The sequence below is a fragment of the Paenibacillus medicaginis genome, assembly GCF_042138635.1.
In the GTDB taxonomy this organism is placed as follows: domain Bacteria; phylum Bacillota; class Bacilli; order Paenibacillales; family Paenibacillaceae; genus Paenibacillus; species Paenibacillus medicaginis.
In genome coordinates this window covers 1-12,439 of sequence record NZ_JBHIRY010000006.1, presented here as the reverse complement: position 1 = coordinate 12,439, position 12,439 = coordinate 1, and the positions used below count along the sequence as shown (strand labels likewise).

Genomic DNA, 12,439 nt, shown 5'->3' with positions numbered 1-12,439 from the left:
GACGCCACGCAGCAGCGGAAAGGACGAAGCAATTCCGGAAAAGCGGAGCGTTCGCCTTTGGCCCGGAGGGTCAACAGCGATTGCAGGAATGCTTCGTTCTTGGAGCGTCTCAGGAGCGTCTCAGAACAGCCAAAGTGCGCTACCCCTTCACCGCCCCTAGGGCCACACTGCCAATAATCTGCCTGGAGAAAACCGCAAACACAATAATGATCGGCACAATGGAAATCGCAACCCCCAAATAGAGCAGCCCATAATCCATCCCATAGTATCCCTGAACAAGCGCGACCAGCACGGGAAGCGGGTATTTCTCCAGTGAAAAGAACAGCACCAGCGGTGTAAGAAAATTGTTCCAGGAGCCGATAAACGTAAATATTCCAAGGGCTGCAATGGCCGGACCCAGAATGGGCAGCACAATGTAATTAAAGGTTCTGAACTCCCCTGCGCTGTCCACCCTGGCAGATTCAATAATTTCGTCCGGGACACTGCTGTCGATAAACTGTTTGATAAAAAACACATTGAAAGCGTGTGCCGCAGCTGGCAAAATGAGCGCCGCATAGCTGTCGAGCAGGCCCAGTGTGCTGAATAACCGATACATCCCGATGAGCGCCAGCTGCCCAGGCACCATCATGGTGGCAAGGAGGAACAGGAACAACCAGTTCCGTCCCTTGAATCTGTACTTGGCGAACCCGTAAGCCGTCAACGCACCAATATACAAGGACAGAACAGTCGAGGCACCGGCAATAAAAAGGCTGTTGGCAAAGCCGCGCCAAATATTGATTTTGGAGGCCATATTGGCATAATTCTCAATGAGAAACTGTCCGGGAAGAAAAGTGAACGTGGATGCGATCGTGGCATTGTTATGGGTGGCGTAAATGATCATCAAATAAAACGGAATGATACACAGGATGGCAAGCCCGATAAGAAAAATATATATGATCACTTTACCGGCTGTCACTCTCTTTGTGCTCGCTTTACGGGAATAAATCAGACTTTGCTCCAATGTTTTAGCCGTTTGCATACTTTGCCCCCTCCCTTATGACTTGCTCTTCCGGTTCGTCATGACAAAGGACACGACCGAGAGCAGGATAATGATGATGAACAAACAAAATGCAATCGCTGCTCCGTAACCGAATCTCGTACTTTGGAATGCGACGTTATACAGATACATAATGCTCGTCATCGCCGCCCGGTCCGGGCCTCCCGTCCCGTTCGTCAGGGTGAACGGCTGATCAAAGATCTGGATGCCGCCGATGATGGAGGTAATAATCTGAAACAGGATGATGGGCCGCAGCATCGGAATGACGATATGCAGGAAAATATGCTTTTTCTGCGCACCGTCAATGGCAGCCGCTTCCTGCAGTGCCGGATCGATGCCCTGCAGACCCGCAAGATAGATGACCATGGAGTAGCCGAAATATTGAAAGAACAAAATGGCGGACACGATGAGCCGCATGAACCACACATCATTCTTCCAATTGATTGGTTCATGAATCAATCCTGTTTGCACAAGAAAATGATTCAAGCCCCCCGACTGCCAGTCAAAAATGAGGCTGACGAGCAAGCCGAGCGAAGCCGCCGTGACAATGTTCGGAAAGAAATATACCGCTCTAAAGAAGTCCCTGCCCTTCAGAAGCTTGTCATTAAGGATAAAAGCAAGCACGAGCGATACCGTAAGCTGCGGCACGACGGAAATACCCCAGATAAACAGCGTGTTAAACAGGGTTTTATAAAACAGCGGGTCCTGCAGAACCGCTACATAATTGCCAAGACCGACAAATTGGGGCGAGGTGATTCCATCCCAGTTGGTAAAGCTGATATACAGGGAATACAGGATCGGATAGAGTCCAAATATGAGGAAGATGATGAAAAATGGCGCAATAAAGTAATACCCGTAGTGGTCCTTGCGTATGGATTTGGCAAACATGGATTTGTACCCCCATCATCGGATTCGAATGGCCGTCTACTTGACCTCAAGCTCGGGAAATCTTAATTTCACGTCGCGTTTGATCCTCTCTACCGCTTCTTCTTTCGTCCGGATGTCGTCGTTGAGATACAGCTGGAGTACAATTTTGAATATATCGTTGTTAATGATCGTGTCATATTTGGTCCTTTCGTATACGGGAACCTTCCTGGCTGCTTCCGAGAAGAATTCGAAATGCTTCTGGCCCCCCAGGTAATCGGAGGTTACCGTCTGCGCCAGCTGGTCATTGACAATCATATTGCTTGTAAAATAATCCTGCCCCCTGGCCAGCTCGGACAGAAATTCATGATCGAAGTTATAAAACTTGATGAACTTCCAGGCGAGATCCTTTTTGTCACTGTTGCTGTACATCGCAATATAGGTTCCTCCTGCGCTGAAGCCGGTGGGACCCTGGGCCAGTCCCCATAACCCTGCCGTATCCGGTGCATTCGCCTTGAACGTATATTGGAGCGCCCAGGTGGCGCCGGGATAGAACATGACTCCGCCATTTTGCATGGACGCGGCCACACCTGCGCCGCCATCCTCAAATTCGGCCAGCACCTTCCGCTGCCTTGCTTCCCGTACCAGATCGAGCACCTGTAAATATTTCTCGTTCATCACAAATTTGCCGTCTTTCACCCATGGAATTCCGTCATACGAATTCAAAATCGCATTCCAGTTGGCCAGCGCATGGACTTTATTCCCACTTTCCTGCTGCACACGCTCGCCGATCTCAAATATTTTGTCCCACGTATCAATTTGTGCGCTGACAGCTTCCGGATCATCCGTTCCCAAGTACTGTTTGGCCAGATCGCGCCGGTAATAAATGGCTCCAGGGGTGGCCTGATACCCGATGGCTTTTACATTTCCCTCATTGTCCTTTTCATTGCCCTGCACAAACGGATATTGCTCGGGCAGCAAATCGTCCGCATTGTACGGAGCCTCTGACAGATTCTGCAGATAGGGAACATCGATCATTTCCCTGATGTTGGCATTCTCAATCATGAACACATCAGGCGCCTTGGAGCGGGTCTGCAAAGCAGATTTCAATTTGGTGATATAAAAATTGCCCGGGATATTCACAAAATTCACCTTGATATCCGGGTATCTTTCCTCAAACTTTTCAATGGCATATCCTGCCTCATCGGTAAAGCTCCAGACGGTAATCTCGTTGTCGGACTCGTCCGCCATAGCCTGAAGCTGGCAGCCGGATAACACAACAGCTATGCCTAGAAGCAGCACAAGTGGACAATAGTTCAGCCTAAACCTCTTCATAAGCGCCCTCCCCTGTTAAGTAAACGCTTTCAATTTATTCGATTATATTGATTTTGTAGAGGGCTTTCTCCTCAAATATTGTTATTTATCCTTCATATTTTGCGTTCATGGTCTTGTGTTTCTTCCGGAACTCGGTTGGCGTGCAGTCATTGTATTTTTTGAAAAGGCGGTTATAGGAATTCATATTGTTGAAGCCATGATTGATGGCAATGTCGAGGATGGAGGACTCGCTGAACAGCAGCGCCCACTCCGATTTGATGATCCGAAGATGATTGAGGTACTCCATCAAAGTAACTCCCTTGATGTCCTTGAACAGCTTGCACATATAAAATTTGCTGAATTTGATATGCTCTGCAATGTGCTCCAGCTTAATCGATTCCGCATAATGCTGCTCCAGGTAGCTGCATACGGCTTCGATGAACTCAAACTTTTTGGCAGGCGTAGCTTGTAATCCGTGATCTGCTGCTTCAGCGCAGGGTGCTTTTGTTCTCAGCAGGCACACGATCAGATCGTATAATCTTGCAATCATAGCCCACCTGTATCCGGCATCCCGGTTTTTGGCTTCAGCCGAGAGCGCATCGATACAGTTTTTCATCTCCCCTTCTTTACTCAAGCATGCGGGCATGACCGCTGTTTTGTTAAAAAGCTTCTTCGTATCCAGCAGATCATGCTCGGCAATAAAGCTGCCGGAGATCAGCTCCATGCGAAACAAAATAATCGTCAGCTTTTCCGTTCCAGGCAGAAAATAATGCACATCCCCTGGCCTGATGATCATCCCGTCCCCCTGCTCCAGCTCATACACCTGATTGTAGACGCCGATACGCCCCCTTTTCCCACGGACGAACACCATTTCAACCTCTTCATGCCAATGAGCGGCAAAGCTAAACTGCTCGCCTGTATGAATAACGTGTATAGGAAAACCTTCTGGCATATGACCTGTTTCCAGAAAAGTCGGTACAGCCATCTAACCCATCCTTTCTTGTTTTGTGCGTAAAAGAGAAAAGCCAACAAACACCAAAAAGGTTCAAGTGTTTATTGGCTTTTACGAATATGCCGCTGTCATCTACAATATTCTGTTCCACTCCCGCTTGCCATAAAGAATCCTAATGACCGTTACTGAACTATTCGTCTCATCAATTACATAAAAAACAATATATTTTTCAACTAATAACATACGGATTCCTTGTGAGGCTAACCTATCCTTAACTAAAGCGTACCTAAAAGGGAATTTTTCCAATTCGAGTATCGCTGACGAGATTTTTGCAATCCATTTTTGTGCAGTCGCGGGCTCTTTCAATTCCAAAGCAATATATTTGGCAATTTCCCGTAAATCATGTTCAGCTGGTTCAGTAATAAAAATATTACAGGTGTTCACTTTATGACATCCTTTTGAATATCGTCAACAGCGTCCCTAAAAGGTCTCACTTTGTTTTCTTTTATGGCATTCGTTCCCTCATCAAGCAACTTGTATAACTCGAATTTGCCGACAAGCTTCTCATATGACTCTATACTCATAACGGCCAAATCACCTTGACCATTTTTCGTAATATAAACAGGCTCTTCGTACTGGTGGCAAAATTCGGAAATTTCATTATATTTATTCCTTAAATCTGAACTCGGTCTGATGGTGGGCATTTCATCACCTCACTAATTGGTATCGTTATTATATCTAAATAACGATACGCAAGCAATAACTCTGAACCATTTCTGAAATTAAAGATGATTTACGGCATCGAGTTCATCCTATGGATGGTCCGTCAAAGGGCCGTGAATCTTAAGAAAGCTATTATGGAGCTTATGTAAAAAACCAGGAAAGCCCAAGTAAACGAGCTTTCCTGGTTTTTGGTGTTCGTATTAGGCAGACACTGCGCGAACCTGAGCGAAGCTCACAAAAACGATAGATCCTGCTGTCAGACCAGAGGTAAGTGGAGTCGTTACCGTAGCTTCAAATCCATTGCCATCCACACTGATGATACGTCCTTGAAATGAGGTGCCGTCCAGAATCACCGTTACCGGTATACTTGCAAGAGCCCAAGCATACAAGCGTTGCTGTATCGACGGTCCTGTAAAGGGCCGCGAAGAACCCGATTGCTGTTGAGCAGGACTATAGACGTTTTGGTTTTGGTTGTAGTACGGAGCGCTCCCGAAACACTTAATTTTAACACTTCCTTTTGCCTTAACTTTCTTATTAGCCTGTCTCACAATCTGACTATAGTTTTTGACACGCATTTTTCTTGCCATAGTATTTCTGCCTCCCTTTATTTGAGATATTGTATTCTATGGCAATAGGACAAGAGAGTCTTGGACAAATTATAGTAGAAAATAGTGGAATTTCAAATATAGTTATAGATTCCTAATCATCGTATCCCTTCACTGTTTCAAGGAAACCCTTTTGCTGCAGCAAATCCATGGTAGCTTCCCACAATTTATTTTGCATGGAAATATCGCCGCCAGGGTGTACAGGTGTTATGGCATGCCCGGACCCGACATTAAAGTATCCTCCTGTCACGTTCTGATACGCTGGATCAACAACTAACCGGGTAATAATGTCGGCCCCTCTCCGTGGATCACCAATATGCAAAAACTTCAATATTCGCTCAAGTATGGCTGCAAACCAGAGTTCGCGTCCGAGTCCCGTAACATTAAAGCCGGGATTCAGCGCATTTACGTTTATCCCTGCTCCTTCCCATTGTCGTGCCAGCGCGCCGGTAAACATAATGTTTAACAGTTTGGTTTTACCGTATATTGCAGACGACCCTCTGGCTGTAAAAAGAGAAGCATCCGTCAAATCCCCAGGGATTGTGAGCTCTCCATGGTTCCGTGATGCCTCGGAAGCAACATTGACAACTCTAGCATTCCCCGCTGCACGCAAAGAAGGGTATAGAGTGTGCGTGAATAACCAAGGTGCCAAATAGTTTACGGCTATCATTTCAGCAAATCCTTCGGACGTTTCCCTTTGTTCAAACGCATGCACTCCCGCATTATTCACAAGCACGTCTATTCTCGGGTACGCAGCCGATATCTCCTTACCCATTCGTTTGACATCCTTCATCAAGGACAAGTCCCCGTAAAAAAAGTCAACTGAAGCTGAAGGCATCTGTTCATGTATCATTTTCCCGGTTGCTTCAGCACGCTGCCTGCTCCTGGCTGTCAAAACAAGCTGTGCCCCACGCTTGGCCATTTCAATCGCCACGATCTGCCCCAGACCACTTGTCGCCCCGGTGATTACAATAATCGGTTTTGTCGTCATCAGACTGCTCCTTTCCCGTAATTCCGCCTTAAGCTTTGACTTATAGCGGACACCTTTATATAATTGACATAAATCAACTATATTAAATTAATTGATATATGTCAACTAATTATACAGATTGCAGAGGTTAGGTGAAACAGATGAATGAAGATCAATTTAAAAATACGAGGAGAACACATTTAGAGCTTGAACTGGGCGAACAACTCAATGCCCTGATGACTTCCATGCATGCCTTAAATGTAAGAACTGCCGCGCGGTTTGATGCTTCCCTGCAGCCTGCGGCATTCCATCTTGTCCGCTGGCTTTATTCATATGGCCCCACAAGCGCCTCCGTATTGGCGGAAGCGACGGCTATGGATCGCAGTTCAGTTAGCCGTCTCATCAAACAGCTGGAGCAGTTGGAGTATGTGAGAAGGGAATCCTCTCCCGAGGATCGGCGGGGAATATTTCTGTCCCTCACGGAGCTGGGGCGGGAAAAAACGAAGGAGGCTCTCAAGGAGAAGGAAATCGCCTATTTTGAACGCATTTCAAAATGGAATGAGGATCAGCTTGAACAGTTTATCGTCATGCTTAAGGATTTTAATGGATTGGATCCCAGGTAACGATCGCTGAAGTCAGGGCATTTGCCTTCTCCATAAATGGCCTGAACGCCGGGGTTATTAATCTTGACATTGGTAAAGCTTGCTTCTCCAACCACCGGTCCCTGTCCGTTTTCCGCTTTGACAACTAGTTTAATTCCATTATATCCACATTTTTCGGCACAATATTCTTGAAGTCCCGATCGCCGCCATGGAACCAGACAGCACCGAAGTTCTGGTGTTCATTGATTTTGTCAAAATCCTGCAAGAAACCTATATTTGCATGCTCAGCAATGCTAAAATAAAAGGGATCATGTCAGGCAACTGCCTATGAATAATTCACTAACGTTGAAGAAGGAGCAAGCCATTTTTATGTGGAGTTGGAGAAAAAACAAGGAACCTTCCCCCGAGGTGGAAACGCTTCGCAATCTCGTGGAAACGCTGCAGTCGCAATACGAAGCGGGTAATCAGGAAACGCTTGAACAGACCAGCAAACTGGCACGGCTGCAATATAAGAACGCCCAGGAAATGCAAGCCAGACTCGAACGAATTGAAGAACGACTGACAGCAGAGAAAACTTCGCGCCAACAAGCCGAGCTTATGGAGCGTAACCTGCAGGAGATTGCTGGGCAACTGATCGGTTGGCTGGATGATATGGACGCTATTCGTTCTCGATTGCAAGGCGCAGGAGACGAGGGCTGGCAGCGGCTGCTCGGGCAATGGTCCGCGCAATTGCTGCAATCGCTGGCAATTGCGGGTATTCTGGAACAGCAGGTGCTTGGCACAACCTTCAATCCGGAGTTAAGCGAATCGATCGGCACATGGCCGCATCCTGATCGACCAGCCGGCACCTCCGGTTCGGAGAGAACTCCTCAAGTCCGTGTCCCCTATGAAGTCGTGGAAGTCGTTCAGAGAGGATTTGTAACGGCTCACGGGAAGCTGTTGCGCAAGTCGAAAGTCATTACATTGGAGGCTGATCATAACCATGGCTGACCACAAAAAAGTAGAAACCGAAGAGAACCAGTTTCGCCCGATTGTGGGCATTGATCTGGGCACAACGAATTCCGCCGTCTCCTGTCTACGGGGTGGCAAGCCTGACATCATTCCGTCGTCTGCGGGCGAGCGTATCATTCCGTCCGTCGTGCTGATTGATCTGAACGGCAAAGTAGTCGTTGGAGAAAACGCGCGCGGCGCGCTGGTAGCGATGCCCGACCGCTCGATTGCCGCCGTTAAGCGCAGAATGGGGTCGGAAGAGGCGATTGAGATTGCCGGTCAGCAGTTGCTGCCGCAAGAAATTTCGGCGCTCATTCTAAAAGAATTAAAGCGTTATGTGGATGGCCTTTACGGCGAAGGAGAGAAGGAAGCTGTCATTACTGTACCCGCCTATTTTACGGACGCACAGCGGCGGGCGACGAAAGAAGCCGGCGAACTTGCCGGCTTTGTGGTCGAACGAATCATCAACGAGCCGACGGCCGCGGCACTCGCTTTCGGGCTTGATCATCTGGATGAAGACCGCACGTTCCTCGTCTACGATCTGGGTGGCGGCACTTTCGACGTATCGGTCGTGGAAATGATGAGCGGATTGCTGGAAGTGAAAGCATCGACCGGCAACAATCTGCTGGGCGGGGAAGATTTCGACTGGATGCTCGTCGACCTGTTCGCCGAGCGGATCGTCGCCGAGTATGGCATCGACCCGCGGCAAGATTTCCGTGCAAAGGCGCTGCTGAAGGAAGAGGCTGAGCGCATTAAGAAGCTGCTCAGCGAGGAGACAACAGCAACCGTCGATCTACCGCTCGTTCTGATGCAGGACAATCGACCGGTCGGTCTGAAGCTGGACGTTAGCCGGGAACAATTCACCTCGCTGATTGCGGACAAGCTGGACGAGACGTTCGACAGCGTCCGCACCGTGTTGCGGGAGGCTGAACTGGAACCACATCAAATCGACGAAGTGCTGCTGGTTGGCGGCTCGACCCGCATACCACGCGTGCGTGAGCAGATTGCCGAATTGTTCAAAAAAGAGCCCCGCACTGACATCCATCCGGATGAGGCAGTCGCGCTCGGTGCCGCTGTGCAGGCAGGCCTGAAATCCGGCGCATTGTCGGACAGCGGCCTGGTCGCCACCGATGTCGCTCCTTATTCCATGGGCATTGCCGTGCTCAAAGAGGGCAAAGGATTCAGCAGTCCGCGGCCGGGAGGATTCGCCTCCATTATCGAGCGCAATACGACGATTCCGACAACCAGGACGCAGTCGTTCTGGACAAGCTCCGCGGGCCAGACACAAGTCTCGATCGAAGTTTATCAGGGCGAGCATGAATGGGTGAAACATAACCATTTGCTTGGTTCGTTCATTCTTGACGGTATTCCGGAAAATTGGGAAAGTCAGGAGGAAGTTGAAGTCACGTTCCGTTACAATTTGAACGGCATACTCGAAACGACAGCCAAATGCGTCTCCAATGGCAGAGTGATGCAAGTGAGGCTGCAAGACGCCATTGACAGAAGCTCGCAAGAAGCGATACACGAGAGTTCGATACGTCTAGAGAAATTATGGATCGATGTAGACCCTCTTGAAGACGAAAAAGACGAGAACGGAGAAATTCCTGGCTGGGAGGGGGAAATGGAAAACTGGGATTCTCCCGTCTTCGAAGCCAAAACACAGGCTGCGGATACCGAGCTGCTGACCGCAGAGACCGAACGTCTTATCGCGCGGGCCCGCGAGTTGGCCGAATCGTTGGAAAAACGGACCCGTGAGAAGCTGGAGCGCACGATTGAAGTGTTGGAGAAAGCGATGCGAGAAGATGACCTGGATCATTGGCAGCAGGCCATTGACGAAGCGACCGATCTGCTGATTGACCTGGAAATGGATATTTGATAAAGAAGGAGGGATTGGAATGAGTAGGATCGACGGGATCGATCATCCCGGCCCTGGTAGACGCAGAAAGACGAAGAACCCTAAAGTAGAGAATTATTATAAAATTCTGGGCGTCCGGGCAAACGCCAAAGCCGAATCGATCAAGAAGAGTTATATTCAGTTAGTCAAGCAATTCCCACCAGAGCAGCACCCGGAACAATTTCAGCAAATTCGCCGGGCCTACGAGACGGTAGGCAATCCGGTCAAACGCAAGGAATACGATTTTCAGCGAAAATATGGCGGCTCAGTAACCAAGCTTCTGGATGAAGCGTACGAATGGCTGGAACGAGAGAGTTTGGGTAAAGCCGAAACACTGTTTAAAAAGGCGCTTGAGCTTGTCCCGGGAACAGTCAGCGCTCACCTCGGCCTGGCTCAGATCATGTTAAGGCAGGAAAATCTCGAGCAATTCCAGGAACAGATTCGCCTGCTGATCAACAATGCAAAGACAGAGGAGGACAAGGAAAGGTCTTACGCCTTGGCCGCGCGCTTGCTATATGATTTCGGTTATCTGGATGAAGCGCTCGAATGGCTGCATGCGATGATGGAGCAATATCCGGACAGCTCCAATGCTTACGCACCATTGTTAACCTTCATTTACCAGGATCTCGGGCGGGGAGAGGAAGCATATACTCTCATCGAATCGTCCATCCCTTCCGAAGAAGAGCAGCAGCCAGAACAATTCGAGCTGTTCCTCAACTGGATTCATGTCATGATTCGGGTCGGTAAATGGCAATGTTGGAGCCGGGTTCAGCCGCGGGTCAGAAAGTTTCTGAAGTCCATTCACGACGAGGATGACCGCACCATCATCCGGGAGGCGTTGTTGGGAGCTTGCAATGATTACATGAATACTATGGATTTCCGTTCCGCTCAACTGTTTACGGATTTGGCCTGTTACCTGGACCGCCGCAATGAGGAGGCCAGCGCGGCCAAAAAGAAAATCGAACTTTACTCTAAACTGAATACCGAGCTCCAGCGTCTACCAATGGATACCAACATTCCCCCAGATGTTTCTTTTCAGGCAGCACGGTGGTTCTATAGCGAATTCCCGGGAATGGAGGGCTTGGTGCATGCCCTGCTTGAAATGCCCAATATGTTCCCGGAAACAGGAGACGCCGAGTACATCGCCGGTATTCGCAAACTCAGCACCAAATATCCGCTCTTGTACAAGCATTATCAAGAACAGTGGAATGCCCTTTGCGACGAAAAATCTTCAACCAGACGATTAAAGGTACTATGACCGCAGCATAACAGACAACTGGGGTATATGTATCGGGAACGGGATGAAAAAACCAGTCTCGCAGAGTATACATGAAGAAGAAGGGCCACAATAACACTGGCAGGCCCTTCTTCTTTGTCTTATAAGCACAACTTGAAGTCCTTGCATTTATTTTCTTAAGCGAGCCCTCAAGTTTCAAATACAGCCCTAAAAATTAAAAATATGGTGATAACGAATTCATTCAGGGTCCACCATGCGCCGTAGATTCGGCTCCCCTCCCATCAACTCCTATACTCATAATAAATCGGTACTTTGGATCGATCCGATGTACTCGTAATGGTATATTTTCCTGGTAGTTCCCGTCGGGATTGCACGGAACTTGCCACGTTCCACCAATTTACGGCAATACTTGATAACCGTTTGCTTGTGAATCTCCAGTTCTTTCGCAGCCTGTGGCGGACAAACGATACGATCGTGCCGAATGGCCAGACGCATCAACTGGCGCTCGATTTTTCCGAATTTGCGGTAGACCGTTTCCCTCTCGTCTTGAATCGCCGAAAGGTAAGGGGCTAAAATACTCCGCACCATAGCCAAGACAAACGATGGATTTTCTTTCATCTCATCTAGTGAAATGGCGATCACGTGAAATTCTTGTGCTTGTAGGAACAACCCTCGATTCAAATCCAATCGATATTTCGAACGTTCTTTCCCATGCGAACCAAAATCCATGATTTCAAATACGAAACGAAGCCCGCCCAAGGTCCACATAAAGTCCACGAAATACGAGCGTCCCCGCCAATCCTTCACCTCATACTCCGGATGCAAACCTGTAAAATGCCCCAGTAGAGGCCACCATATTTTTTCTGCAAACATACGATTCCCGTATCCATGCCCCCTTTTCAACGCATCTCTACGTTCCCCTTGACGCCTCGACAAATGCTTTTTTATCCATTTTTCATGTTCGATCTCGAAACTCAATCCGTTCATCCTTTCCCGAAAAACAAAAAGCCTCGACCTCCCTTCGCTCTGAAAGGATGATCGAGGCGTGCTTCGCCACAGTAAGTACTTACATCTTAATCCAATTGCGCCATGTTTACAAGGGCCTAATCCAAAAGCACCAAATTCGAACAGTTCTCCGGATAGGCTCCCTCATACGACACCTAGACTGCTCATTTTTGGTAGAGTAAAGGGCTGGGTTTGCCAACCCCTCCTCATCAAACCGTACGTGCGGTTTTCCCGCATACGGCTTTCC

Annotated in this window: 13 protein-coding genes and 1 pseudogene; 4 read left to right on the top strand and 10 right to left on the bottom strand. The window is 48.4% G+C overall.

Annotation, left to right across the window (positions count from 1 at the left end; genetic code table 11):
* Positions 1 to 139 precede the first annotated feature (139 nt).
* From ACE5LO_RS08210 to ACE5LO_RS08175, 8 genes are all read right to left on the bottom strand, one after another.
* The gene (locus ACE5LO_RS08210) at positions 140 to 1,018 is read right to left on the bottom strand and encodes a carbohydrate ABC transporter permease (RefSeq protein ID WP_375519548.1); all 879 of its coding nucleotides are present in this window, start codon (positions 1,016 to 1,018) and stop codon (positions 140 to 142) included.
* Between the two features lie 15 nt (positions 1,019 to 1,033).
* Positions 1,034 to 1,924, bottom strand: coding sequence for a carbohydrate ABC transporter permease (locus tag ACE5LO_RS08205; protein ID WP_375519547.1), 891 nt, complete (start codon positions 1,922 to 1,924; stop codon positions 1,034 to 1,036).
* A gap of 36 nt (positions 1,925 to 1,960) precedes the next feature.
* Complete coding sequence (locus ACE5LO_RS08200; RefSeq protein ID WP_375519546.1) at positions 1,961 to 3,235, bottom strand: ABC transporter substrate-binding protein; 1,275 nt, start codon at positions 3,233 to 3,235, stop codon at positions 1,961 to 1,963.
* Between the two features lie 85 nt (positions 3,236 to 3,320).
* Positions 3,321 to 4,199, bottom strand: coding sequence for an AraC family transcriptional regulator (locus ACE5LO_RS08195; protein ID WP_375519545.1), 879 nt, complete (start codon positions 4,197 to 4,199; stop codon positions 3,321 to 3,323).
* A gap of 99 nt (positions 4,200 to 4,298) precedes the next feature.
* Positions 4,299 to 4,610, bottom strand: a complete 312-nt coding sequence (locus ACE5LO_RS08190; protein ID WP_375519544.1) for a type II toxin-antitoxin system RelE/ParE family toxin — start codon at positions 4,608 to 4,610, stop codon at positions 4,299 to 4,301.
* Positions 4,607 to 4,870, bottom strand: coding sequence for a type II toxin-antitoxin system Phd/YefM family antitoxin (locus ACE5LO_RS08185; RefSeq protein WP_375519543.1), 264 nt, complete (start codon positions 4,868 to 4,870; stop codon positions 4,607 to 4,609). The genes ACE5LO_RS08190 and ACE5LO_RS08185 overlap by 4 nt, the downstream gene beginning before the upstream one ends.
* 219 nt (positions 4,871 to 5,089) lie before the next feature.
* Entirely contained in the window at positions 5,090 to 5,476 is a 387-nt protein-coding gene (locus ACE5LO_RS08180) for a hypothetical protein (RefSeq protein WP_375519542.1), read from the bottom strand.
* Positions 5,477 to 5,588: 112 nt separating this feature from the next.
* Positions 5,589 to 6,485 carry an SDR family NAD(P)-dependent oxidoreductase gene (locus tag ACE5LO_RS08175; protein WP_375519541.1) on the bottom strand — a complete coding sequence of 299 codons (897 nt, stop codon included), beginning with the start codon at positions 6,483 to 6,485 and terminating at the stop codon, positions 5,589 to 5,591.
* A gap of 140 nt (positions 6,486 to 6,625) precedes the next feature.
* Here ACE5LO_RS08175 and ACE5LO_RS08170 point away from each other — a divergent pair, with 140 nt between their 5' ends.
* Positions 6,626 to 7,087 carry a MarR family winged helix-turn-helix transcriptional regulator gene (locus tag ACE5LO_RS08170; protein WP_375519540.1) on the top strand — a complete coding sequence of 154 codons (462 nt, stop codon included), beginning with the start codon at positions 6,626 to 6,628 and terminating at the stop codon, positions 7,085 to 7,087.
* Here the strand turns inward: ACE5LO_RS08170 and ACE5LO_RS08165 are convergent.
* Positions 7,030 to 7,331 (bottom strand): annotated as a pseudogene (locus tag ACE5LO_RS08165) (hypothetical protein). The gene ACE5LO_RS08170 and the pseudogene ACE5LO_RS08165 sit on opposite strands and share 58 nt — an antisense overlap.
* 104 nt (positions 7,332 to 7,435) lie before the next feature.
* On the opposite strand from ACE5LO_RS08165, the gene ACE5LO_RS08160 reads away from it, so the two are divergent.
* The 3 genes from ACE5LO_RS08160 to ACE5LO_RS08150 are packed head-to-tail and all read left to right on the top strand — an operon-like array spanning position 7,436 to position 11,208.
* On the top strand, positions 7,436 to 8,056 hold the full coding sequence (locus ACE5LO_RS08160) for a nucleotide exchange factor GrpE (RefSeq protein WP_375519539.1): 621 nt from the start codon (positions 7,436 to 7,438) through the stop codon (positions 8,054 to 8,056).
* A complete protein-coding gene (locus tag ACE5LO_RS08155; RefSeq protein ID WP_375519538.1) occupies positions 8,049 to 9,932 on the top strand; it encodes an Hsp70 family protein in 1,884 nt (627 codons plus the stop codon). The genes ACE5LO_RS08160 and ACE5LO_RS08155 overlap by 8 nt, the downstream gene beginning before the upstream one ends.
* A gap of 19 nt (positions 9,933 to 9,951) precedes the next feature.
* Positions 9,952 to 11,208 (top strand): J domain-containing protein, encoded by a 1,257-nt coding sequence (locus tag ACE5LO_RS08150; RefSeq protein WP_375519537.1) that lies wholly within the window; start codon positions 9,952 to 9,954, stop codon positions 11,206 to 11,208.
* Between the two features lie 273 nt (positions 11,209 to 11,481).
* Here ACE5LO_RS08150 and ACE5LO_RS08145 read toward each other — a convergent pair whose 3' ends face one another.
* Entirely contained in the window at positions 11,482 to 12,174 is a 693-nt protein-coding gene (locus ACE5LO_RS08145; protein WP_375519536.1) for a hypothetical protein, read from the bottom strand.
* Between the last annotated feature and the right edge of the window lie 265 nt (positions 12,175 to 12,439).

Coding starts and splice junctions, on each gene's coding strand:
- ACE5LO_RS08155 (WP_375519538.1), top strand. CDS start 8,049: ATGGCTGACCACAAAAAAGTAGAAACCGAAGAGAACCAGTTTCGCCCG.
- ACE5LO_RS08145 (WP_375519536.1), bottom strand. CDS start 12,174: ATGAACGGATTGAGTTTCGAGATCGAACATGAAAAATGGATAAAAAAG.
- ACE5LO_RS08185 (WP_375519543.1), bottom strand. CDS start 4,870: ATGCCCACCATCAGACCGAGTTCAGATTTAAGGAATAAATATAATGAA.
- ACE5LO_RS08205 (WP_375519547.1), bottom strand. CDS start 1,924: ATGTTTGCCAAATCCATACGCAAGGACCACTACGGGTATTACTTTATT.
- ACE5LO_RS08180 (WP_375519542.1), bottom strand. CDS start 5,476: ATGGCAAGAAAAATGCGTGTCAAAAACTATAGTCAGATTGTGAGACAG.
- ACE5LO_RS08200 (WP_375519546.1), bottom strand. CDS start 3,235: ATGAAGAGGTTTAGGCTGAACTATTGTCCACTTGTGCTGCTTCTAGGC.
- ACE5LO_RS08195 (WP_375519545.1), bottom strand. CDS start 4,199: ATGGCTGTACCGACTTTTCTGGAAACAGGTCATATGCCAGAAGGTTTT.
- ACE5LO_RS08170 (WP_375519540.1), top strand. CDS start 6,626: ATGAATGAAGATCAATTTAAAAATACGAGGAGAACACATTTAGAGCTT.
- ACE5LO_RS08150 (WP_375519537.1), top strand. CDS start 9,952: ATGAGTAGGATCGACGGGATCGATCATCCCGGCCCTGGTAGACGCAGA.
- ACE5LO_RS08175 (WP_375519541.1), bottom strand. CDS start 6,485: ATGACGACAAAACCGATTATTGTAATCACCGGGGCGACAAGTGGTCTG.
- ACE5LO_RS08160 (WP_375519539.1), top strand. CDS start 7,436: ATGTGGAGTTGGAGAAAAAACAAGGAACCTTCCCCCGAGGTGGAAACG.
- ACE5LO_RS08210 (WP_375519548.1), bottom strand. CDS start 1,018: ATGCAAACGGCTAAAACATTGGAGCAAAGTCTGATTTATTCCCGTAAA.